Genomic DNA, 20,768 nt, shown 5'->3' with positions numbered 1-20,768 from the left:
CGGCACGGATTACATGCGGAACACGCCGAAGCGGGTCGGCTCGATCGGCGCATTCAACGCGGCGGACAGCGCCAGCCCCAGCACCTCGCGGGTCTGCGCCGGGTCGATCACGCCGTCGTCCCACAGCCGCGCGCTGGAGTAATAGGGATGGCCCTGGCGCTCATACTGTTCGAGGATCGGCTGCTTGATGGCCGCCACCTCGTCGTCGCCGAGACTCTTGCCGGCGCGCTCGCTCTGTTCCTGCTTGACCTGCGCGAGCACCCCGGCGGCCTGTTCGCCACCCATCACGGCGATGCGCGCGTTGGGCCACATCCAGAGGAAGCGCGGGTCGTAGGCGCGGCCGCACATGCCGTAGTTGCCGGCACCGAAGCTGCCGCCGATGAGCACGGTGAACTTCGGCACCTGGGCGCAGGCCACCGCGGTGACCAGCTTGGCGCCGTGCTTGGCGATGCCGCCGGCCTCGTATTTCTGCCCGACCATGAAACCGGTGATGTTCTGCAGGAACAGCAGCGGGATGCCGCGCTGGCAGGCCAGCTCGATGAAGTGCGCGCCTTTCTGCGCCGCCTCGGCGAAGAGGATGCCGTTGTTGGCGAGGATGGCGATCGGATAGCCGTGCAGGTGGGCGAAGCCGCAGACCAGGGTGGTGCCGAACAGCGCCTTGAATTCATCGAACTCACTGCCGTCCACCAGCCGCGCGATCACCTCGCGCACGTCATAGGGCTGCTTGGCCTGCGCCGGGATCACGCCGTACAGCTCGTCGGCGGCATACAGCGGCGTGCGCGGTTCGCGGGTCTGCAGCTGGCCGAGCTTGCGCCAGTTGAGGTTGGCCACGCAGCGGCGGGCGATGGAAAGGGCGTGCTCGTCGTTTTCGGCGTAGTGGTCGGCGACGCCCGAGGTCTTGCAGTGCACGTCCGCGCCGCCCAGTTCCTCGGCGGTTACCACCTCACCGGTGGCAGCCTTCACCAGCGGCGGGCCGGCGAGGAAGATGGTCGCCTGGTTGCGCACCATGATGGTCTCGTCGGCCATCGCCGGCACGTAGGCGCCGCCGGCGGTGCAGGAGCCCATCACCACGGCGATCTGTGGAATGCCCATGGCGCTCATGTTGGCCTGGTTGAAGAAGATGCGACCGAAGTGTTCGCGGTCCGGGAACACCTCGTCCTGTCGCGGCAGGTTGGCGCCGCCGGAATCCACCAGGTAAATGCAGGGCAGACGGTTCTCGCGGGCGACGGTCTGCGCGCGCAGATGCTTCTTCACCGTCAGCGGGTAGTAGGTGCCGCCTTTCACGGTGGCGTCGTTGGCGATGATCATGCACTCGACGCCTTCGACGCGGCCGATACCGGCGACCACGCCGGCGGCGGCGACGTCTTCGCCATAGACCTCATGGGCGGCCAGCGGTGCGAGTTCGAGAAAGGCCGAGCCGGCGTCGAGCAGGGTATCGATGCGCTCGCGCACCAGGAGCTTGCCGCGCGAGACATGGCGCTGCTGGGCGGTGGCACCGCCGCCTTCGCTGACGCGACCGAGCAGGGCGCGCAGGTTGTTCACCTGTTCGAGCATCGCCGCGCTGTTGGCGGCGAACTCCGGCGAACGGGTATTGATCTGGGTGTGCAGGATGGCCATGGTTGGCTCCGTTCAATTCCATCATGGATGGCTCTGCCATCCACCGACTGCGGTGGAAAACGCTTCTCGGTTTTCCACCCTACGAGGCTGGGGGCATTCTTTCCGCCCGCAGGCTCACCTGGATTCGTTGAACAGCTCGCGGCCGATCAGCATCCGGCGGATCTCGCTGGTGCCGGCGCCGATCTCATAGAGCTTGGCGTCACGCAGCAGGCGGCCGGTGGGGAATTCGTTGATATAGCCGTTGCCACCGAGGATCTGGATCGCCTGCAGGGCCATCTGCGTGGCGTTTTCGGCGGTATAGAGGATCACCCCGGCGGCGTCCTTGCGGGTGGTCTCGCCGCGGTCGCACGCCTGGGCGACGGCGTAGAGATAGGCGCGGCTGGCGTTGAGCTGGGTGTACATGTCCGCCACCTTGCCCTGGATGAACTGGAACTCGCCGATGCTCTGGCCGAACTGCTTGCGGTCGTGGATGTAGGGCACCACCACGTCGAGGCACGCCTGCATGATCCCGGTCGGGCCGCCGGCCAGTACCACGCGCTCGTAATCCAGGCCACTCATCAGCACCTTGACGCCGCCGTTCTCGACGCCCAGCACGTTCTCTTGCGGCACCTCGACGTCATCGAAGAACAGCTCGCAGGTGTTGGAGCCGCGCATGCCGAGCTTGTCGAACTTGTTGCCGCGCGAGAAACCCTTCCAGTCGCGCTCGACGATGAACGCGGTGATGCCGTGCGGCCCCTTGTCCAGGTCGGTCTTGGCGTAGATCACGTAGGTATTGGCGTCCGGGCCGTTGGTGATCCAGGTCTTGCTGCCGTTGAGCACGTAGCGGTCGCCGCGCTTTTCGGCGCGCAGCTTCATGGAGACCACGTCGGAGCCGGCATTCGGCTCGCTCATGGCCAGCGCGCCGACGTGTTCGCCGCTGATCAGCTTGGGCAGGTAGCGGGCCTTCTGCTCGGGGTTGCCGTTGCGGTTGATCTGGTTGACGCACAGATTGGAGTGGGCGCCGTAGGAGAGGGCGACCGAGGCCGAGCCGCGGCTGATTTCTTCCATCGCCACCACGTGGGCCAGGTAGCCGAGGCCAGCGCCGCCGTACTCCTCGGAGACGGTCACGCCGAGCAGGCCCATCTCGCCGAATTTTCTCCACATGTCCGCCGGGAACAGGTTGTCCTGATCGATGGCTTCGGCGCGCGGAGCAATCTCGGCGGCGACAAAGGCCTGCACCTGCTCGCGCAGCATGTCGATGGTTTCACCGAGGGCGAAATTGAGGCTGGAGTAATTCATGGGGCCACCTGCTTGTCTTGTAATTGTTCTGTTTTCAGAGGATTCGTTCGTCCGGCGGAGTGCAGGCCGACGCTCTGGTAGCGGTTCGAGGTCATCGCCATGGATGATCGTTCGCTGCTTTACGTTAACGTAAAGGTCCGCTCTCGGTCTGTCAACACACCACCGAGCCGGCATGCTGCAAGCATAGGCCTGCCAAGATGCGGTCGTCGGTAGTCGGTCCTGTGGTGGTGTTTCGTCGGTGGCGGGGCACTCGCCGCGAGGCTGGCGGGACTAAACAGGCAGTGGCCGCAATGCCGGCCTGCCACCCGACGAGGAACCCCATGCCCCGCATCGGTTTCGCCTGCATGTATCGCCACCCGCAACAGAGCCTCTCGCTGAAGGAGCTGGAGCGCATCGAGCGCACCTTCAATCCGCGCAGCACCACGCTGCGCTGGATGGCCTCGGCGGGGCGCGAGGCGGCGGAAGCGAAGCTCGAGGAGATCGTCGCGCACAACCTGAGCGCTCAGCGGGTATTGCTCGAATACGTCGCCACATTGCCGCCGATGCTGCGCATGTTGCGCCTGTCCAGCGACTTGCTGCCGTTCTACAGCCATGCCGAGATCGCGCCGTTCTATCGCCGCGCTGAAATGCAGAGCCGCCTCGAGGCGGGTTTCGCCGCGATCGGCGAACTGGCGCGGGCCCACGGTATCCGCCTGTCGATGCATCCCGGCCAGTACTGCGTGCTGGGGTCGGACAAGCCCCAGGTGGTGGAAAACAGCCTGGCGGAATTCGAATACCACGCCGACATGATCCGCATGATGGGTTACGGCCGGCGCTTCCAGGACTTCAAGTGCAACCTGCATATCGCCGGGCGGCTCGGCGCCGACGGCGTGCGTGCCGTGTGGCCGCGCCTGTCGAGCGAGGCGCGCCACTGCCTCACCTTCGAGAACGATGAAAAGACCTATGGCCTGGACGACTGCCTGAGTCTCGCGGACCTCGCGCCGGTGGTGCTGGATATCCATCACTGCTGGATTCACGAGAACCGCTATATCGAGCCGGACGACCCGCGCATCGAGCGTGTTCTGGAAAGCTGGCGCGGTGTGCGGCCGACCATGCACTACTCGCAGCCGCAGGAGAGCCTGATGGATCTGGGCTTCGCGCCGGAGCAGAAGCTGGAAATCCCCGAGTTGCTGGAAAAGGTCAGCAAGCGCGACCTCTATGCGCATAGCAAACGCATGTGGAACCGCTGGACGAATCGCTATGCGTTTCAGTTTCTGGATCGCTTCGACATCATGCTCGAAGCCAAGGACAAGAACCTCGCTGCGCTGGACTTCCATCACGAGTACCAGCACGAAAGTACCTGACGGGGCGGGCGCGGCATCATGGCGAAGCACCGAATCCGCGCCGCGATTGCCAGCATCCAGGTGTGCCGTACAGCCTGATCTGACCCGCAACTGGCCCCGCGCCACACCGCGAGATGCTGGCTATTTGCCTCCTCGCGCCCTCGACTTTCGCCTACCCTGCGACATATTGTCAGCTAGTTACCTTTACGTTAACGTAATCGTGACCTAGGGTGACTGTCAGCAGCGCCAGCGCCAGCGCCAGCGCCCTTGCGAGCACGCCTCATAACAAACATAAGACTGAGGAAAATCGTCATGAGTCTTCCGAGCTATACCTGCGGACCGCAGAGCAAACCCCTGTTGCCCATGACCATCGGCGCGGCGTTCGACCGTACCGTGGAGCGCTTCCCCCAGCGTGAGGCCCTGGTGGTGCGCCATCAGCAGCTGCGTTACACCTGGGCGGAACTGGCGAAGGCGGTGGACCGTTGCGCGCGTGGCCTGCTGGCCCTCGGACTGCAAGCTGGCGAACGAGTGGGCATCTGGTCGCCGAACAATGCCCAGTGGTGCATCACCCAGTTCGCCACCGCGAAGATCGGCGTGGTGCTGGTCAACATCAATCCCGCCTACCGCCTCAGCGAACTCGAGTACGCCTTGAAGCAGTCCGGCTGCCGCTGGCTGATCTGCGCCGATGCCTTCAAGACGTCCGATTACCACGCCATGCTCCACGAGCTGCTGCCGGAGCTGGAAAGCGCCGCCGTCGGCGCCCTGCAAAGCCATATGCTGCCCGAGCTGCGCGGCGTGATAAGCCTGTGTGACAAGCCGGTGGACGGCATGCTGCAGTGGCAGGCGCTGATGGAGATGGCCGAGCAGGTCGGCCCCGAGCAGCTGCGCCAGTGCGGTGAGCGCCTGCAGTTCGACGACCCCATCAACATCCAGTACACCTCTGGCACCACGGGCTTTCCCAAGGGCGCCACGCTCAGCCACTACAACATCCTCAACAACGGCTACATGGTCGGCGAGAGCCTCAGGCTGACCGAGCACGACCGCCTGGTGATCCCGGTGCCGCTGTACCACTGCTTCGGCATGGTCATGGGCAATCTTGGCTGTGTCACCCACGGCACCACCATGATCTACCCGAGCGCCGCCTTCGAGCCGCTGGCCGCGTTGCAGGCTGCGGCCGAGGAAAAGGCCACCGGCATGTACGGCGTGCCGACCATGTTCATCGCCATGCTCGACCATCCGGAGCGCCAGTCGCTGGACCTGAGCAGCCTGCGCACCGGCATCATGGCCGGTTCCACCTGCCCGATCGAGGTCATGAAGCGCGTCATCGACGACATGCACCTGGCCGAAATGCAGATCGCCTACGGCATGACCGAAACCAGCCCGGTCTCGACCCAGACCAGCGCCGACGACGACCTGGAGCGTCGCGTGACCAGCGTCGGCCGCACGCAGCCGCATCTGGAAAGCAAGATCGTCGACGAGCACGGCGCGGTGGTGCCGCGCGGGCAGATCGGCGAACTCTGCACCCGCGGCTACAGCGTGATGCTCGGCTACTGGAACAACCCGGATGCCACCCGCGAGGCCATCGACGGCGCGCGCTGGATGCACACTGGCGACCTCGCGGTGATGGACGACGAGGGTTACATCAAGATCGTCGGCCGCAACAAGGACATGATCATCCGCGGCGGCGAAAACGTGTACCCGCGCGAGATCGAGGAATTCCTCTTCACCCACCCGGCGGTGGCCGACGTGCAGGTGATCGGCGTGCCGGACAGCAAGTTCGGCGAGGAGATCGTCGCCTGGGTCAAGCTGCACCCGGGCCATCAGGTCGAGGCCGAGGCGCTGCGCGAGTTCTGCAAGGGCCGCATTGCCCACTTCAAGACGCCGCGGCACATCAAGTTCGTCGACGACTTCCCGATGACCATCAGCGGCAAGGTCCAGAAGTTCCGCATGCGCGAGATCAGCGTGGTCGAGCTGGGCATCAGCGAACAGCACTGACCGGCACCGGCCGGGTTCGCCCGGCCGGCCATTCGCTCATCCGAAATGGAGCTTTCCATGGCGCTGCCTACTACTCAGTCGATCAGCCGTTTCCCGCTGCCCGACAGCCTCGACACACTGCCCTCCGACCTGCGCGAACGGATTCTCGCCGTGCAGGAAAAGGCCGGTTTCATTCCCAACGTGTTTCTCATGCTGGCCCATCGGCCGGCGGAGTTCCGTGCCTTCTTCGCCTATCACGATGCGCTGATGGAACGTGAAGCCGACAGCCTGACCCAGGCCGAGAAGGAGATGATCGTGGTCGCGGTCAGCGCCGATCACGGCTGCCTGTATTGCGTGGTCGCCCATGGCGCGATCCTGCGCATCCTCGCCAAGGATGCGCAGCTGGCCGACCAGATAGCCGTCAACTACCGCACCGCGCCGATCTCCGAACGTCAGCGCACCATGCTCGATTTCGCCCTGCACCTGGCCGCCGGGCGCGGCGTGCTGGACGACGCCTGGCAGGCGCGGCTGGAAGCCCAGGGTTTCAGCCTCGACGACATCTGGGACATCGGCGCCATCGCCGGGCTGTTCGGCCTCTCCAACCGCCTGGTGTCCATGGCGCGCACCCCGCCCAACGACGAGTTCTATCTGCTGGGCCGCGTGCCCAGAAGCACCGCGCGCTGAGCGCGAGCACCGCATTACCGCATGACGTGGTAATCCGAGCCCGGGCAGTTCGCAGTCGGGCTCAACAGCTGCATCAACGATCACAACAACAAGAGAGAAAGCTATGCAACTGAAACCAGCAAGCCGAACCGTCCTGTCCGCCAGCATCGCGGCCATCGCCCTCGGTGCATCGAACGTGGCCTCGGCCGCCTTTATCGAAGACAGCAAGGCCGCTGTCGAACTGCGCAACTTCTATATGAACCGCGACTTCCGCCAATCGGGCGCCACTCAGTCCAAGGCCGAGGAGTGGGCCCAGGGCTTCATCCTGAAAATGGAATCCGGCTACACCGAAGGACCGGTCGGCTTCGGTCTGGACGCCGTCGGCCTGCTGGGCGTCAAGCTCGATTCCAGTCCTGACCGTACCGGCACCGGGCTCCTGCAGCGTGATCGCAACGCGCCTAACCGCGCCCAGGATGATTACGGCTCGGCCGGCCTGACGGCAAAGGCCAAGCTGTCAGCCACCACCCTGCACGTCGGTACCCTGCAGCCGGTGGTGCCCGTGCTGATGCGCAACGACAGCCGCCTGCTGCCACAGACCTACCGTGGCGCCTGGCTGCAGAGCAAGGAGGTCAGTGGTCTGACGCTGGACCTGGGCAAGCTGGACCGGGTCAATCAGCGTGACTCCTCGGACAATGAGGAAATGACCGTCTTCAACGGTGGCCTGCGCAACATCACCTTCGGCAGCGGTGGCACCACCAGCGACGAGTTCCTCTTCGCCGGCGGTCGCTACGACTGGTCGCCGCAGCTGGTCACCAGCTACTACTACGGCGGACTGGATGGCATTTACGACCAGCACAACTTCAACCTCGTCCATGTGCTGCCGCTCGGCGACAAGCAGAGCTTCAAGACCGACCTGCGCTACGTGCGTTCGACCGACGATGGCGGCAGCAATGTCGACAACGATGCCTTCGGCGCACTGTTCACCTACAAGCTCGGCGGCCACGGCTTCACCGGTGGCTATCAGCAGATGCGCGGCGACACCGGTTTCGCCTATGTCGCCGGGGGTGACAACGCGCTGATCAACCTGCTGCAGATCAACGACTTCGGCAACGAGGACGAGCGCTCCTGGCAGGTCCGCTATGACTACGACTTCGCTGTCATGGGCATCCCCGGGCTGACGCTGATGACCCGTTACGTCTCCGGTGACAACGTCGACCGCGGCGCCGGCGCCAGTGAAGGCAAGACCTGGGAGCGCAACACCGACATCGCTTACGTCATCCAGAGCGGCCCGCTGAAGAATCTCGGCTTGAAGCTGCGCAACGCCACCACGCGAAGCAACTTCCAGAACGACCTGGACGAGAACCGCGTCATCGTCAGCTACAGCCTGCCGTTGTGGTAACCACAACGCTGCAGTGAACCTCCTCGTTGGAATTTCCGGGCCGCACAGGCCCGGCTTTTTTGCGTCGTCGAGGCGCTGACTTCGGCATTCCGGCGGCACGAAAACGAGACGCCGAGGGGACTGGGCAATGGTGAAAAGTGGGCAACATGCTGGCTATTTGCCTGCAAGTTGTACGCTTTTACCGCTCAATCACCCGTTTGAAAAAGCCACTTGCCGTATACGGAAACTGGTTGTTATCGTTTACGTAAAGGTCATGCAGCGACCTGCGCCATAACCAACAACAACAAATCAAGGTTAGAGGGCACCCAATGGAACCAGAGTTCGTGCTTGAAACGCGCGGCCTGACCAAGGAATTCCGCGGCTTCACCGCAGTGGATTCCGTCGATCTGAAGGTCCGTCAGGGTCACATCCATGCGCTTATCGGCCCCAATGGCGCCGGCAAGACCACCGTATTCAACCTGCTCACCAAATTCCTCACGCCCACTCGCGGCGAGATCCTCTATCGCGGCAAGAACATCACCTCGATGAAGGCCAACGAGATCGCCCGGCTCGGGCTGGTGCGCTCGTTCCAGATTTCGGCGGTGTTCGGCCACATGAGCGTGCTGGAGAACGTGCGTGTCGCGCTGCAGCAGAAGATGGGCAATTCCTTCCACTTCTGGAAGTCCGAACGCAGCCTGCGCGAGCTGGACGACAAGGTGATGCAGCTGCTCGCCGAGGTCGACCTGCAGTCTTTCGCCCAGACCCTCGCCGTTGAGCTGCCCTACGGCCGCAAGCGCGCGCTGGAGCTGGCCACCACCCTGGCGCTAGACCCCTTCGTGCTGCTGCTCGACGAACCGACCCAGGGCATGGGCAGCGAGGACGTCGACATGGTCGTCGAGCTGGTGCGCAAGGCGGCCGCCAACCGCACGGTGCTGATGGTCGAGCACAACCTCAGCGTGGTCAGCCGCCTGTGCGATCGCATCACCGTGCTGGCGCGTGGCTCGGTTCTCGCCGAGGGCGATTATGAAAGCGTTTCGGCCAACCCGCAGGTGCGCGAAGCCTATCTCGGCAGCGAAGCCGCGACACTCGAGGAGGCGCACGCATGACCCCACCCATGGACCGCGATCAGCTGCGCGTCAGTGATCTGCATGCCTTCTACGGCGAGTCGCACATTCTGCATGGTGTCGATCTGGTGGTCGGCCGCGGCGAGCTGGTGACTCTGCTCGGACGCAACGGCGCCGGGCGCTCCACCACGCTGCGGGCGATCATGAACATGGTCGGGCGCCGCACCGGCTCCATCGTGGTCAACGGCAACGAGACCATCGGCATGCCGGCCCACCAGATTCCGCGCCTTGGCGTCGGCTACTGCCCGGAAGAGCGCGGCATCTTCGCCAGCCTGAGCGTCGAGGAAAACCTGCTGCTGCCGCCCACGGTGCGCAGTGGCGGGATGAGCCTGGACGAGCTCTACGAGATGTTTCCCAACCTCTACGAACGCCGTTTCAGCCAGGGCACCCGGCTCTCCGGTGGCGAGCAGCAGATGCTGGCCATGGCGCGCATCCTGCGCACCGGCGCCAACCTGCTGCTGCTCGACGAGATCACCGAAGGCCTGGCGCCGGTCATCGTGCAGAAGCTCGGCGAGGTGCTGATCAAGCTCAAGCAGCGCGGCTTGACCATCGTCCTGGTGGAGCAGAACTTCCGCTTCGCTGCGCCATTGGCCGACCGCCATTACGTCATGGAACACGGCCGCATCATCGAGGAGATCGAGGCGGCGGAGCTGGATTCGAAGAAGGATTTCCTCAATTCCTGTCTCGGGGTGTAAGCCCTGGACGACTCAGGAAGCAGCAACCGGCCGCAGTGGATGCCGGCCCGAACCACAACAAAAACAATCGAGAGTGGTGAATACATGAGTTTTTTCCGCAAGAGTGCGAGCGCCATCCTGGCTTCAACCCTGATCGCCTCGGCCGCCCAGGCCGAGATCAGCAACGACGAAATCCGGATCGGCTACCTGGCCGATATGTCCGGCACCTATCGCGACCTGTCCGGCCCGGGCGGCCTGGAGGCGCTGAAGATGGCGGTGGAGGATTTCGGCGGCAAGGTCGACGGCAAGAAGATCGTCGTCTTCCATGCCGACGACCTGAACAAGCCTGACGTTGGCGCCAACACCGTGCGCCAGTGGATCGACGAGCGCAATGTCGACATGGTGACCGGCATGGTCGCCAGCTCCGTGGTGCTCGCGGCAAGCAAGGTGGTGGAGCAGGGCGGCAAGCTGGCGCTGATCTCCGGTGCCGCGGCGTCCAGCATCACCAACGAGTTCTGCTCGCCAAATCACATTCACTGGACCTACGACACCTATGCGCTGGCCAACGGCACGGCCAAGGCGGTGCTCGCCGATGGCGGCAAGAGCTGGTACATCCTCACCGCCGACTATGCCTTCGGCCACGCCATGGAAGCCGACATCACCAAGGTCGTGGAAGGCGATGGCGGCAGCGTCGTCGGCAAGGTTCGCCATCCGTTCCCGAGCAGCGATTTCTCCTCCTACATGCTGCAGGCCCAGGGCTCCGGCGCGGAGGTGATCGCCCTGGCCAACGCCGGCGCCGATACGGTCAACTCGCTGAAGACTGCCAGCGAGTTCGGCGTTACCCAGTCCGGGCAGAAGCTCGCCGGCATGGTGGTGTTCCTCAACGACATCCACGCCATGGGCCTGGATGTGACGCAGGGCCTGATGCTGACCACCGGCTGGTACTGGGACATGAATGATGACACCCGCGCCTGGGCCCAGCGCTACTACGAGCGCACCAAACGCATGCCGACCATGGTGCACGCCGGTATCTACTCGGCGACCACGCACTACCTGAACGCGGTGAAGACCGCCGGCACCGACGAGACCGTCGCGGTACGTGCGCAGATGGCCAGAACGCCGGTCAACGACATGTTCGCTACGGACGGTCGCATCCGCGAGGACGGCCGCATGGTGCATGACATGTACCTGGTGCAGGTCAAGACGCCGGCCGAATCCACCGGCGAGTGGGATCTGTACAAGATCGTCCGGACCATTCCTGGCGAGCAGGCCTACCGGCCGATCGCCGAAACCCAATGCACCAAGCTGGTCGCCAAGGACTGACCGGCTGATCCGCGCCATCACCCGGTCGGCAACGGCCGGGTGCCACGGACTTCCTTTGGGTGGTGAACCATGACTCTCGTATTCGGCGTACCCCTGAGCGTGCTGCTCGGGCAGCTGCTGCTCGGCCTGATCAACGGGGCGTTCTACGCGCTGCTGAGCCTGGGCCTGGCGATCATCTTCGGCCTGCTGCGCATCATCAACTTCGCCCATGGCGCACAGTACATGCTGGGCGCCTTCGTGGCGTTCCTCGGGCTGAACTACCTGGGCGTAAGCTACTGGTTCGCGCTGGTGCTGGCGCCGTTGGTAGTGGGCTGCCTGGGCATGGCCATCGAGCGCGGCCTGCTGCGGCGCATCGCCGGTGAGGATCACCTCTACGGGTTGCTGCTGACCTTCGGCCTGGCGCTGATCGTCGAGGGCAGCTTCGTCAAGCTGTTCGGCGTGTCCGGCTCGTCCTATCCGATGCCGGAGCTGCTGCGTGGCGGCTTCAATCTCGGCTTCATGTTCCTGCCGACTTACCGCGCCTGGGTGATCGTCGCCGCGCTGGTGGTGTGCCTGGCGACCTGGTACGTGATCGAGCGCACGCGGCTGGGTTCCTACCTGCGCGCCGGCACCGAGAACCCGAAACTGATGCAGGGCTTCGGCATCAACGTGCCGCTGCTGGTGACCCTGACCTATGGCTACGGCGTGGCCCTGGCGGCCTTCGCCGGCGTGCTGGCGGCACCGATCTACGCGGTGACTCCGGGCATGGGTTCGAACCTGCTGATCGTGGTGTTCGCCGTGGTGGTGATCGGCGGCATGGGCTCGATCCTCGGCGCCATCATCACCGGTATCGCCATGGGTCTGATCGAGGGGCTGACCAAGGTGTTCTATCCGGAAGCGGCCAATACCGTGGTGTTCCTGGTCATGGTGGCGGTGCTGCTCATTCGTCCTGCGGGACTCTTTGGTAAGGAGGCATGAGCATGACGAATCCGGCAAACGTGCAGGCCGCAGCGGTGCGGCAGGCCAGCGTGGTACGCGAGCGCAGGCACGCGGCCGCGCGGCGGCAGAAGATCTTCTATGCGGTGCTGCTGGTGATCGCGCTGTTGGCGCCGCTGGCGGTGTACCCGGTGTTCCTGATGAAGCTGCTGTGCTTCGCCCTGTTCGCCTGCGCCTTCAATCTGCTGCTGGGCTACGCGGGACTGCTGTCCTTCGGCCATGCGGCGTTCTTCGCCACCGGCGGCTACATCACCGGTTACATGCTGAGCAGCTACAGTGGGCTCAGCACCGAGCTGGGCATCCTCGCCGGCACCCTGGCCTCGACGGTGCTCGGTGCGCTGTTCGGCATGCTGGCGATCCGCAGGCAGGGCATCTACTTCGCCATGATCACCCTGGCGCTGGCGCAGCTGGTGTTCTTCGTCTTCGTCCAGGCGCCGTTCACCGGTGGCGAAAACGGGTTGCAGGGCGTGCCGCGCGGGCATCTGTTCGGCCTGGTCGATATGAAGAACAACATGGCGATGTACTACTTCGTGCTGGCGGTGTTCGTCCTCGGCTTCGCCATCATCCAGCGCACCATTCACTCACCGTACGGCCAGGTGCTCAAGGCCATCCGCGAGAACGAGCCGCGCGCGGTATCGCTCGGCTACAACGTCGACCGGCACAAGCTGCTGGCGTTCGTGATCTCCGCGGCGCTTGCCGGCCTGGCCGGCGCGACCAAGACCGTGGTGTTCCAGCTGGCCTCGCTGACCGATGCGCACTGGCACATGTCTGGTGAGGTCATCCTGATGACCCTGCTCGGCGGCGTCGGCACCATCCTCGGGCCGCTGGTCGGCGCCACCGTGGTGGTGACGCTGCAGAGCTCGCTGTCCAACGGTCCGCTGGGGGAGTGGGTGCACGTCATTCTCGGGGTGATCTTCGTGCTCTGCGTGCTGCTGTTCCGCTCCGGCATCGTCGGCTGGCTGGAACGGCTGGTAAAGCGCAACTTCAAGTAGCGACCCGGTACGACACCGCCCGGATTACGCCGGGCGGTGTCTTGCCTTCCGAACCCGGCGGTCAGATGCGTGCCTAACCTGCAGACCCCTCGAGAGGACACCATCATGCCTGGTATCGAATCGCGCCAACCCTCGCCGCCGCTCTGGCCGTGGCGGGCCGACGAATCGCCGCTCAACGATCTGGACGATGCCGAGAGCGACACCGAACTGGACGGCCCGGATGAGCTGCCGGAAGAAGTGCTCGAACAGCTGGAGAAAGTCGCGCCACCGCCCGAGCCGATCCCCGATCCGGGACCGCTGTAGCTCCAGAGCTTTGCCTACCGGAAACGAAAAGGCCCCGACGAGTCGGGGCCTTTTGCCGAGTGCCTGACGGACTCAGACGTTGAAGCGGAAGTGCATTACGTCGCCGTCCTTGACGATGTACTCCTTGCCTTCCAGGCGCCACTTGCCGGCTTCCTTGGCGCCGGCTTCGCCCTTGTACTGGATGAAGTCGTCATACGCGATGACCTCGGCGCGGATGAAGCCCTTCTCGAAATCGGTGTGGATCACCGCTGCCGCCTGCGGGGCGGTGGCGCCGATGCGAACGGTCCAGGCACGGACTTCCTTCACCCCGGCGGTGAAGTAGGTCTGCAGATTGAGCAGCTCGTAACCGGCGCGGATCACACGGTTCAGGCCCGGCTCGTCCATGCCCATGGTCTCGAGGAACATCTGCATCTCTTCCAGATCGTCCAGTTCGGCGATTTCGGCCTCGATCTTGTTGCAGACCGGCACGACGATGGCGCCTTCTTCCTCGGCAATGGCGTTGACCACGTCCAGATGCGGGTTGTTCTCGAAGCCATCTTCGGCGACGTTGGCGATGTACATCACCGGTTTGGTGGTCAGCAGGTGGAAGGTCTTGGTCAGACGCTTCTCCTCGTCGCTGAAGTGCTTCAGCAGGCTGCGCGCCGGCTTGCCTTCGGTGAGGTGCGGGATCAGCTTTTCCAGCAGACCCTTCTGCGCAACCGCTTCCTTGTCGCCGCCCTTGGCGGTACGGGCGACGCGCTGCAGCTGCTTCTCGCAGCTGTCGAGGTCGGCCATGATCAGCTCGAGGTCGATGATCTCGATGTCGCGCTTGGGATCGACGCTGTTGGCGACGTGGATGACATTCTCGTCTTCGAAGCAGCGCACGACGTGGGCGATGGCGTCGGTCTCGCGGATGTTGGCGAGAAATTTGTTGCCCAGACCTTCACCCTTCGAGGCGCCTGCCACCAGGCCGGCGATGTCGACGAACTCCATGGTGGTCGGGATCACCCGCTCCGGCTTGACGATGGCCGCCAGCGCGTCGAGACGCGGATCAGGCATCGGCACGATGCCGCTGTTCGGCTCGATGGTGCAGAACGGGAAGTTCTCCGCCGCGATGCCGGATTTGGTCAGGGCGTTGAACAGGGTGGACTTGCCGACGTTGGGCAGACCGACGATGCCGCAGTTGAATCCCATGGTGATCTTGCCTCGGAGTTAGGTTCAGGCCTTCTGACTGTGCAGGCGCTGCATCGCGCGGGTCCAGTCGCCGGTAAGGATTTCCGGCACGACGTCGAGCGCGAAGTCGATGCTGGCGTCGAGCTTTTCGCGCTCGGCCTGCGGCGCACGTCCCAGCACGTAACCGCTGACCAGGCTGGCGTGGCCCGGATGGCCGATACCCAGGCGCAGGCGATGAAAGCTGTTCTGATTGCCGAGCTTGGCGATGATGTCGCGCAGCCCGTTGTGCCCGCCATGACCACCGCCCTGCTTGAGCTTGGCGACGCCGGGGGGCATGTCGAGTTCATCATGGGCGACCAGGATGGACTCGGGGGGAATTCGGAAAAAGCCGGCCAGTGCCGCCACCGCCTGACCGCTGCGGTTCATGTAGGTGGTGGGGATGAGCAGGCGGACATCTTCGCCCTGATGGCTGAACTTGCCGACCAGGCCGAAGTACTTGCGATCGTTACTGAGCGAGACGCCCTCGCGGGCAGCCAGACGCTCAACGAAAAGAGCCCCCGCGTTATGCCGGGTCTGGTCGTATTCAGGGCCTGGATTTCCCAGGCCGACGATCAGTTTTACGGCAGTCACGACGGGGGCCTCTTCTTTGGCTATGCGAGTGGATTACTCGGCAGCGCCTTCTTCTTTCGGAGCGTCTTCCTTGCTCACGCGCGGAGCGTGAACGTTGGCAACCGGCAGGTCGCTGCCGTGGGCCAGGGCGACCAGCTCAACGCCTTTCGGCAGTTTGATGTCGGTCATGTGCAGAACCTGACCAACTTCGACGTTGGCCATGTCGACTTCGATGAATTCCGGCAGGTCTTGCGGCAGGCAGGAAACTTCGACTTCGTTCAGGTTGTGCAGGATCTCGCCGCCTTGCTTCTTCACGCCAATGGAAGATTCCTGGTTGATGAAGTGCAGGGGAACGGTAGCGGTCAGCTTGTGGCCGGCAACGACGCGAACGAAGTCGGCGTGCAGCACGTAGCTCTTGGCCGGGTGACGCTGCAGCGCCTTGATCAGAACGGATTCGTTCTGGCCGTCGACGTTCAGGTTCAGAACGTGGCTGAAGGAAGCCTCGTTCTCCAGCAGCTTGGCGAAATCCTTGGCCAGGATGCTGATGGACTGCGGGGCCTTGTCGCCACCGTAGATGACGGCCGGAACCAGGGCGGCGTTACGACGCAGGCGGCGGCTCGCACCTTTCCCCAGGTCGGAACGCACTTGGGCATTCAGAGTGAAATCGTTCATGGTGATTCTCCAGTAGCAACATTACCTGTCGCGCTTGCGACCAGCGCTCGGGCTGTTGGGCAAAAAGCCCCGCGCGAGGCGGGGCACATTACGTTCAGTGCGATTTGCGTAGCTTTCGCTTAGCGGAACATCGCGCTGATCGATTCGGCATTGCTGATGCGGCGAACCGCTTCAGCCACCACTGGCGCGATGTCCAGTTGGCGAATTCGGGTACACGACTGTGCGGCTGCCGACAGCGGAATGGTGTTGGTCACCACTAGCTCGTCGAGCACCGAACCTTCGATGTTCTCGATGGCGCGGCCGGACAGGATCGGGTGTGTGCAGTAGGCGTAGACCTTGGCAGCGCCATGATCCTTCAGTGCCTTGGCTGCATGGCACAGGGTACCGGCGGTATCGACCATGTCATCGACGAGGATGCAGGTACGGCCTTCGATATCACCAATGATGTGCATGACTTCGGACTGGTTGGCCTTCGGCCGACGCTTGTCGATGATCGCCAGATCCACACCGAGGGACTTGGCCACGGCACGGGCGCGGACCACACCACCGATGTCCGGGGAAACGATCATCAGGTTTTCGAAGCGCTGAGCCTGAATGTCGTCGACCAGTACCGGCGAGCCGTAGATGTTGTCTACCGGCATATCGAAGAAGCCCTGGATCTGGTCGGCGTGCAGGTCGACGGTCAGAACACGGTTGACGCCAACGACGTCGAGCATGTCGGCCACGACCTTGGCGCTGATCGGTACACGCGCAGAGCGCGGGCGACGATCCTGGCGGGCATAACCGAAGTAGGGGATCACGGCGGTGATTCGCGACGCCGAGGAGCGGCGGAAGGCATCGGCCAGTACCACCAGTTCCATCAGATTGTCGTTGGTCGGAGCACAGGTCGGCTGGATCAGAAAGACGTCCTTACCACGAACGTTCTCGTTGATCTCGACACTGATTTCGCCGTCGGAGAACTTTCCGACGTAGGCATCACCGAGGGGGATATGCAGCTGACGTACGACACGCCGGGCCAGGTCGGGGTTGGCGTTCCCCGTGAAGACCATCATCTTGGACACGCGCAGTACCTGCCTGAGGGTGGGTCCGATGAATAAAAAGCTGTTCAAAAGGCAAGCTCTTGAACAGCTTCAAGTGTATGGCAGGGGCGGCTGGATTCGAACCAACGCATGCCAGGATCAAAACCTGGGGCCTTACCGCTTGGCGCCGCCCCTGTAGGGTCAACTTCTATATATCCAGTGCGCTTTCGATCATACGAACCTTGGGAGGTTATGGCAGGGGCGGCTGGATTCGAACCAACGCATGCCAGGATCAAAACCTGGTGCCTTACCGCTTGGCGACGCCCCTGTATCGTACAACCTGTGTGCTACGCACTTACTTCCTGCGCCAGTTTCTCAAGGCATCGGTGCAACATCGAAACGTTACGACCGCGCGCCACGAAACTTGGCAAAGTGTCTGGAAGTTGGCGGCGGACTTTATCAGCCTCGCCTTCGTTTGGGAAGCTCCCAAACACACAAGCTCCAGTGCCAGTCATCCTTGCCGGAACGAATTTGTTCAACAAGCTCAAAGCGTTACGAACTTCTGGATAACGCTTCTCGACGACCGGCTGGCAGTCGTTATGACCGCCCCCTGCAAGAAGGCTGCGAACTGTAATGGCCGAGGTATTACGTGTCAACTCTGGGTCGGCAAATATTTCCGCTGTACTAACAGAGACTTGCGGCGCGATTACGAGGAACCAAGGCTCGGGTAAATCGACCGGTTGCAGGCGCTCGCCAACCCCCTCCGCAAATGCCGCGCGGCCGCGGACGAATACCGGTACGTCGGCGCCCAGGCTGAGTCCCAGCTCGGCGAGGCATTCTTCGCCGAGGTGCAGGTTCCACAGGTAGTCGAGACCGAGGAGGGTGGTCGCGGCGTCGGAGCTGCCGCCGCCGATGCCGCCACCCATGGGCAGGCGCTTGAGCAGGCGGATGTCGGCACCCAGTGGGCAGCCGCTCTCGCGCTGGAGCAGGCGTGCCGCGCGAACGATCAGGTTGCTGTCGTGATCGACCCCCGGCAGTTCGGTATGCAGGCGGATTTCGCCGTCAGCCCGCAGGCTGAAGCTGAGTTCGTCGCCATGGTCGAGAAACTGGAACAGCGTCTGCAATTCGTGATAGCCATCGGCGCGGCGGCCGGTGATGTGCAGCATCAGATTGAGCTTGGCCGGTGCCGGCAGGGTGAGTGTCTGCATTCAGCGGCCCAGCTGTCTCGGTTGCCAGTCCTTGACCACCAGGGTGATCTGCAAGTCGCGGCCTTGCAGGCGGATGCGTTCGGGCAGGACGAAGCCGTTGTGTTCGGCATAGGCCAGATACTCGACCTGCCAGCCGTCCTGCTCCAGGCGTGCCAGACGGCTGTCGCTATCCAGACTCAGGCGACTGCGACTGTCCGGTGCCGGCAGTCCGCGCACCCACCAGAGCAGGTGGGAGACCGGCAACTGCCAGCCGAGTTGCGCTTCGACCAGAGCTTCCGGGGACTCCGCTTCGAAGCGGCCCTGGCCGGCAACTTCCAGCGACACGGCATCCGGCCGGCCGGTGAGTCGCGTGGCGCCACGACCTAGCGGGCCAGACAGGCGAATGTCGAAATAGTCCTGACGTTGCAGCCAGAACAGCGTGCCGCTGCCTGATTCCTGCGGCGCGCGAATGCCGATCTTGCCGCTGATCTGCCAGCCGTCGAGCGTCTCGAGTTGGCTGCGGTGTTCTTTCCAGGCGGCGGCGTTGCCGGGGCCTTCGACCGACTCCTGCGGGCCCATGCCGGCGCAGCCGGCGAGTAGGAGGGCCAGGCAGGGGGCGACGAGTTTTTTCAGCAGGGACATGGGTCAGGGCTTCTCCGAGCCGGTCAGCCGCTTGAGCGTTTCGCGCAAGATCTCGCTGTCGGGTTGTGCTTTGAGTGCCTTGGTCCAGACCGCGCGGGCCTCGCTGCGTTCACCCCTGGTCCACAGCACTTCACCCAGATGTGCCGCTACCTCATGGTCGGGGAAGCGCTGCAGGGCCTTGCGCAGCAAGGCTTCTGCCTCGGTCAGGTTGCCCAGGCGGAAGTTGACCCAGCCGAGGCTGTCGAGAATTGCCGGGTCATCCGGATTCAGCTGGTAGGCCTGCTCGATCAGCTGCAGGGCCTCGTCATGGCGGTTGGTACGATCGGCCAGGGTGTAGCCGAGTGCATTCAGAGCCATGGCATTGTCCGGTTCGCGCTCGATGATGAAGCGCAGGTCGCGTTCCAGCTGGGCCAGATCGCCGCGCTTTTCCGCAAGCATGGCGCGGGTATAGAGCAGGTTGAGATCGTCGGGGAAGTCTTCGAGTGCCTGCTCTGCCAGTTTCCATGCCTGCTCGATGCGATTGTGTTCCGAGAGCGCTTCGATCTCGATCAGGTACAGCTGAATGGCGTAGTCGGGCTGCTGCTGGCGTGCGTCGGCGAGGACCGCAGAGGCTTCCTGGTCGCGCTTGGCGGAGTACAGCAGCTGGCTCTGCAGTAGCTTCGCCGGCAGGTATTCATTGCCTGGGCCGACCTGGGCCAGCGCATCCAGGGCCTTGGCGTTTCGCCCCATGGCCTGGTAGGCACGGCCGAGATTGAAATAGGCCGCGTCGACATGGCTGCCGCGCTCGATCAACTCTTCCAGGTAGACGGTGGCCTCACGCCAGGCTTCGGCTTCCATGCAGACCAGCGCCATGGAAAAGCGCAGATCGTCATCGGCCGGATGCTGCTGGACCAGGGTGGCGAACTCGCCCATGGCGTCTTCCAGGCGTTCCTGCTCGACCAGCAGGCGTGCATAGGTCAGGCGCAGGCGCTTGTCCTCGGGATGCTGGCGCAGGCTTTTCTCGAGCAGCGGCAGCGCCTCATCGCTGCGCTGCAGGCTGTGCAGCAGGCGCGCTTCAAGCAGGATCGAGGGGATCTGCCGCTGCTTGGCCGGCTGCTTCTGCAGCAGGCTAAGGGCCTCTTCGCTGCGATCGTCCTGCTGTAGCAGAACGGCTTTGCCGAATGTCAGCTGAGGGTTGTCCGGGTGCTTGAGCAGCAGTTTGTCGAAGCTTTGCAGAAGGCCGGCGCGGGTGTCCGGATCGGTTTCCGATGCCGAAAGTGCAAGGAAATCGAAGTGCGTATCGCCCTGGCCCTGCAAAACCTTTTCCATGAACTCCATGGATTCCTCGTAGCGACCGGCGCGGGCCAGCTGCACGGCAGCGGCGCGCTGGGCATCGAGGCTTTGCGGGGCGTTGCGCGCCCAGATCATCGCTGTGTCCAGCGCGGCCTGCTCCGCGCCGAGGTATTCGGCGATGCGGAAACCGCGTTCGGCGACGCCCGCATCCTGAGTCGCATGGGCTTGCTGGACGTAGTTGCCCAAGGCGATATCGAAGCGATTGCGCTGGCCGGCCAGCTCTGCAACCAGCAGCGCATAGAGGGACTGGCGGCTGAACGAGCCATACTCTGCCGCGTCGCTGACGGAGCTCTCCGGCGCAGCGTCCTCGACCGGCGGGCTGCTTTCGGGTGCTTGCTGCGTGAAGGTCTGGCAGCCGCCGATCAACAGCAGGGCGGCAAGTGCGGCGAGTCTTTTCATAGGGGAAATGTACGGCTGTATGCGGTCGCGGCATGATGACACAAGCCGCAGGTCAAGCCCATGGCCCCTGTTGGGCGCGCGCGGGCCGGTTCGGCAGGCAGTGGCCCTACCAATCGCATCCGACAATCGAGGG

General features: G+C 63.8%; 19 protein-coding genes and 2 tRNA genes. 10 read left to right on the top strand and 11 right to left on the bottom strand.

Annotation, left to right across the window (positions count from 1 at the left end; all coding sequences use genetic code 11):
* Nucleotides 1-9 precede the first annotated feature (9 nt).
* Together EA798_RS20085 and EA798_RS20080 are read right to left on the bottom strand one after the other, a co-directional pair.
* Nucleotides 10-1,617, bottom strand: coding sequence for a carboxyl transferase domain-containing protein (locus tag EA798_RS20085; RefSeq protein ID WP_122100076.1), 1,608 nt, complete (start codon nt 1,615-1,617; stop codon nt 10-12).
* 114 nt (nt 1,618-1,731) lie between these two features.
* On the bottom strand, nt 1,732-2,895 hold the full coding sequence (locus EA798_RS20080; RefSeq protein ID WP_122100075.1) for an isovaleryl-CoA dehydrogenase: 1,164 nt from the start codon (nt 2,893-2,895) through the stop codon (nt 1,732-1,734).
* A 320-nt stretch (nt 2,896-3,215) separates the two neighbouring features.
* Here EA798_RS20080 and EA798_RS20075 point away from each other — a divergent pair, with 320 nt between their 5' ends.
* From EA798_RS20075 to EA798_RS20030, 10 genes are all read left to right on the top strand, one after another.
* Nucleotides 3,216-4,238: an apurinic/apyrimidinic endonuclease family protein gene (locus EA798_RS20075; protein ID WP_122100074.1), complete on the top strand. Its 1,023-nt coding sequence runs from the start codon at nt 3,216-3,218 to the stop codon at nt 4,236-4,238.
* A 291-nt stretch (nt 4,239-4,529) separates the two neighbouring features.
* The gene (locus EA798_RS20070) at nt 4,530-6,212 is read left to right on the top strand and encodes an AMP-binding protein (protein WP_122100073.1); all 1,683 of its coding nucleotides are present in this window, start codon (nt 4,530-4,532) and stop codon (nt 6,210-6,212) included.
* 57 nt (nt 6,213-6,269) lie between these two features.
* Nucleotides 6,270-6,875, top strand: a complete 606-nt coding sequence (locus tag EA798_RS20065; protein WP_003280108.1) for a peroxidase-related enzyme — start codon at nt 6,270-6,272, stop codon at nt 6,873-6,875.
* Nucleotides 6,876-6,978: 103 nt separating this feature from the next.
* Nucleotides 6,979-8,253 (top strand): OprD family porin, encoded by a 1,275-nt coding sequence (locus tag EA798_RS20060; RefSeq protein ID WP_122100072.1) that lies wholly within the window; start codon nt 6,979-6,981, stop codon nt 8,251-8,253.
* A gap of 308 nt (nt 8,254-8,561) precedes the next feature.
* The gene (locus tag EA798_RS20055) at nt 8,562-9,338 is read left to right on the top strand and encodes an ABC transporter ATP-binding protein (RefSeq protein WP_038662717.1); all 777 of its coding nucleotides are present in this window, start codon (nt 8,562-8,564) and stop codon (nt 9,336-9,338) included.
* On the top strand, nt 9,335-10,051 hold the full coding sequence (locus EA798_RS20050; protein WP_038662714.1) for an ABC transporter ATP-binding protein: 717 nt from the start codon (nt 9,335-9,337) through the stop codon (nt 10,049-10,051). Before EA798_RS20055 ends, EA798_RS20050 begins: the two co-directional genes overlap by 4 nt.
* An 84-nt stretch (nt 10,052-10,135) precedes the next feature.
* Nucleotides 10,136-11,353 (top strand): ABC transporter substrate-binding protein, encoded by a 1,218-nt coding sequence (locus tag EA798_RS20045; protein ID WP_122100071.1) that lies wholly within the window; start codon nt 10,136-10,138, stop codon nt 11,351-11,353.
* Nucleotides 11,354-11,422: 69 nt separating this feature from the next.
* Nucleotides 11,423-12,310 carry a branched-chain amino acid ABC transporter permease gene (locus tag EA798_RS20040; RefSeq protein ID WP_003280114.1) on the top strand — a complete coding sequence of 296 codons (888 nt, stop codon included), beginning with the start codon at nt 11,423-11,425 and terminating at the stop codon, nt 12,308-12,310.
* A 2-nt stretch (nt 12,311-12,312) separates the two neighbouring features.
* Complete coding sequence (locus tag EA798_RS20035) at nt 12,313-13,320, top strand: branched-chain amino acid ABC transporter permease (protein ID WP_102821610.1); 1,008 nt, start codon at nt 12,313-12,315, stop codon at nt 13,318-13,320.
* Nucleotides 13,321-13,425: 105 nt separating this feature from the next.
* The gene (locus tag EA798_RS20030) at nt 13,426-13,623 is read left to right on the top strand and encodes a hypothetical protein (RefSeq protein WP_106157809.1); all 198 of its coding nucleotides are present in this window, start codon (nt 13,426-13,428) and stop codon (nt 13,621-13,623) included.
* 72 nt (nt 13,624-13,695) lie between these two features.
* On the opposite strand, the gene ychF is transcribed toward EA798_RS20030, so the two are convergent.
* The 9 genes from ychF to EA798_RS19985 form a co-directional block, all read right to left on the bottom strand.
* Nucleotides 13,696-14,796, bottom strand: coding sequence for a redox-regulated ATPase YchF (ychF, locus tag EA798_RS20025; RefSeq protein WP_106157810.1), 1,101 nt, complete (start codon nt 14,794-14,796; stop codon nt 13,696-13,698).
* A gap of 24 nt (nt 14,797-14,820) precedes the next feature.
* Nucleotides 14,821-15,405 carry an aminoacyl-tRNA hydrolase gene (gene pth, locus EA798_RS20020; protein ID WP_122100070.1) on the bottom strand — a complete coding sequence of 195 codons (585 nt, stop codon included), beginning with the start codon at nt 15,403-15,405 and terminating at the stop codon, nt 14,821-14,823.
* Nucleotides 15,406-15,438: 33 nt separating this feature from the next.
* A complete protein-coding gene (locus EA798_RS20015; protein WP_122100069.1) occupies nt 15,439-16,056 on the bottom strand; it encodes a 50S ribosomal protein L25/general stress protein Ctc in 618 nt (205 codons plus the stop codon).
* A 119-nt stretch (nt 16,057-16,175) separates the two neighbouring features.
* Complete coding sequence (locus tag EA798_RS20010) at nt 16,176-17,117, bottom strand: ribose-phosphate pyrophosphokinase (RefSeq protein ID WP_003294564.1); 942 nt, start codon at nt 17,115-17,117, stop codon at nt 16,176-16,178.
* A 78-nt stretch (nt 17,118-17,195) separates the two neighbouring features.
* A tRNA-Gln gene (locus EA798_RS20005) sits at nt 17,196-17,270 on the bottom strand.
* 58 nt (nt 17,271-17,328) lie between these two features.
* Nucleotides 17,329-17,403: transfer RNA gene (locus EA798_RS20000), tRNA-Gln, on the bottom strand.
* A 19-nt stretch (nt 17,404-17,422) separates the two neighbouring features.
* Nucleotides 17,423-18,283 carry a 4-(cytidine 5'-diphospho)-2-C-methyl-D-erythritol kinase gene (gene ispE / locus EA798_RS19995; RefSeq protein WP_122100068.1) on the bottom strand — a complete coding sequence of 287 codons (861 nt, stop codon included), beginning with the start codon at nt 18,281-18,283 and terminating at the stop codon, nt 17,423-17,425.
* Nucleotides 18,284-18,904 carry a lipoprotein insertase outer membrane protein LolB gene (gene lolB / locus EA798_RS19990; RefSeq protein ID WP_122100067.1) on the bottom strand — a complete coding sequence of 207 codons (621 nt, stop codon included), beginning with the start codon at nt 18,902-18,904 and terminating at the stop codon, nt 18,284-18,286.
* A gap of 3 nt (nt 18,905-18,907) precedes the next feature.
* Complete coding sequence (locus EA798_RS19985; RefSeq protein WP_122100066.1) at nt 18,908-20,635, bottom strand: tetratricopeptide repeat protein; 1,728 nt, start codon at nt 20,633-20,635, stop codon at nt 18,908-18,910.
* Between the last annotated feature and the right edge of the window lie 133 nt (nt 20,636-20,768).

It is taken from the genome of Pseudomonas songnenensis (assembly GCF_003696315.1).
Lineage (GTDB): Bacteria > Pseudomonadota > Gammaproteobacteria > Pseudomonadales > Pseudomonadaceae > Stutzerimonas > Stutzerimonas songnenensis.
Note: the sequence above shows the minus strand (reverse complement) of the source record. Positions and strands in the feature narration are given on the sequence as shown.

Excerpts from the sequence above, each read along its gene's own strand:
- EA798_RS20085 (WP_122100076.1), bottom strand. The coding sequence starts at position 1,617 with ATGGCCATCCTGCACACCCAGATCAATACCCGTTCGCCGGAGTTCGCC.
- EA798_RS20080 (WP_122100075.1), bottom strand. The coding sequence starts at position 2,895 with ATGAATTACTCCAGCCTCAATTTCGCCCTCGGTGAAACCATCGACATG.
- EA798_RS20075 (WP_122100074.1), top strand. The coding sequence starts at position 3,216 with ATGCCCCGCATCGGTTTCGCCTGCATGTATCGCCACCCGCAACAGAGC.
- EA798_RS20070 (WP_122100073.1), top strand. The coding sequence starts at position 4,530 with ATGAGTCTTCCGAGCTATACCTGCGGACCGCAGAGCAAACCCCTGTTG.
- EA798_RS20065 (WP_003280108.1), top strand. The coding sequence starts at position 6,270 with ATGGCGCTGCCTACTACTCAGTCGATCAGCCGTTTCCCGCTGCCCGAC.
- EA798_RS20060 (WP_122100072.1), top strand. The coding sequence starts at position 6,979 with ATGCAACTGAAACCAGCAAGCCGAACCGTCCTGTCCGCCAGCATCGCG.
- EA798_RS20055 (WP_038662717.1), top strand. The coding sequence starts at position 8,562 with ATGGAACCAGAGTTCGTGCTTGAAACGCGCGGCCTGACCAAGGAATTC.
- EA798_RS20050 (WP_038662714.1), top strand. The coding sequence starts at position 9,335 with ATGACCCCACCCATGGACCGCGATCAGCTGCGCGTCAGTGATCTGCAT.
- EA798_RS20045 (WP_122100071.1), top strand. The coding sequence starts at position 10,136 with ATGAGTTTTTTCCGCAAGAGTGCGAGCGCCATCCTGGCTTCAACCCTG.
- EA798_RS20040 (WP_003280114.1), top strand. The coding sequence starts at position 11,423 with ATGACTCTCGTATTCGGCGTACCCCTGAGCGTGCTGCTCGGGCAGCTG.
- EA798_RS20035 (WP_102821610.1), top strand. The coding sequence starts at position 12,313 with ATGACGAATCCGGCAAACGTGCAGGCCGCAGCGGTGCGGCAGGCCAGC.
- EA798_RS20030 (WP_106157809.1), top strand. The coding sequence starts at position 13,426 with ATGCCTGGTATCGAATCGCGCCAACCCTCGCCGCCGCTCTGGCCGTGG.
- ychF (WP_106157810.1), bottom strand. The coding sequence starts at position 14,796 with ATGGGATTCAACTGCGGCATCGTCGGTCTGCCCAACGTCGGCAAGTCC.
- EA798_RS20015 (WP_122100069.1), bottom strand. The coding sequence starts at position 16,056 with ATGAACGATTTCACTCTGAATGCCCAAGTGCGTTCCGACCTGGGGAAA.
- ispE (WP_122100068.1), bottom strand. The coding sequence starts at position 18,283 with ATGCAGACACTCACCCTGCCGGCACCGGCCAAGCTCAATCTGATGCTG.
- lolB (WP_122100067.1), bottom strand. The coding sequence starts at position 18,904 with ATGTCCCTGCTGAAAAAACTCGTCGCCCCCTGCCTGGCCCTCCTACTC.
- EA798_RS19985 (WP_122100066.1), bottom strand. The coding sequence starts at position 20,635 with ATGAAAAGACTCGCCGCACTTGCCGCCCTGCTGTTGATCGGCGGCTGC.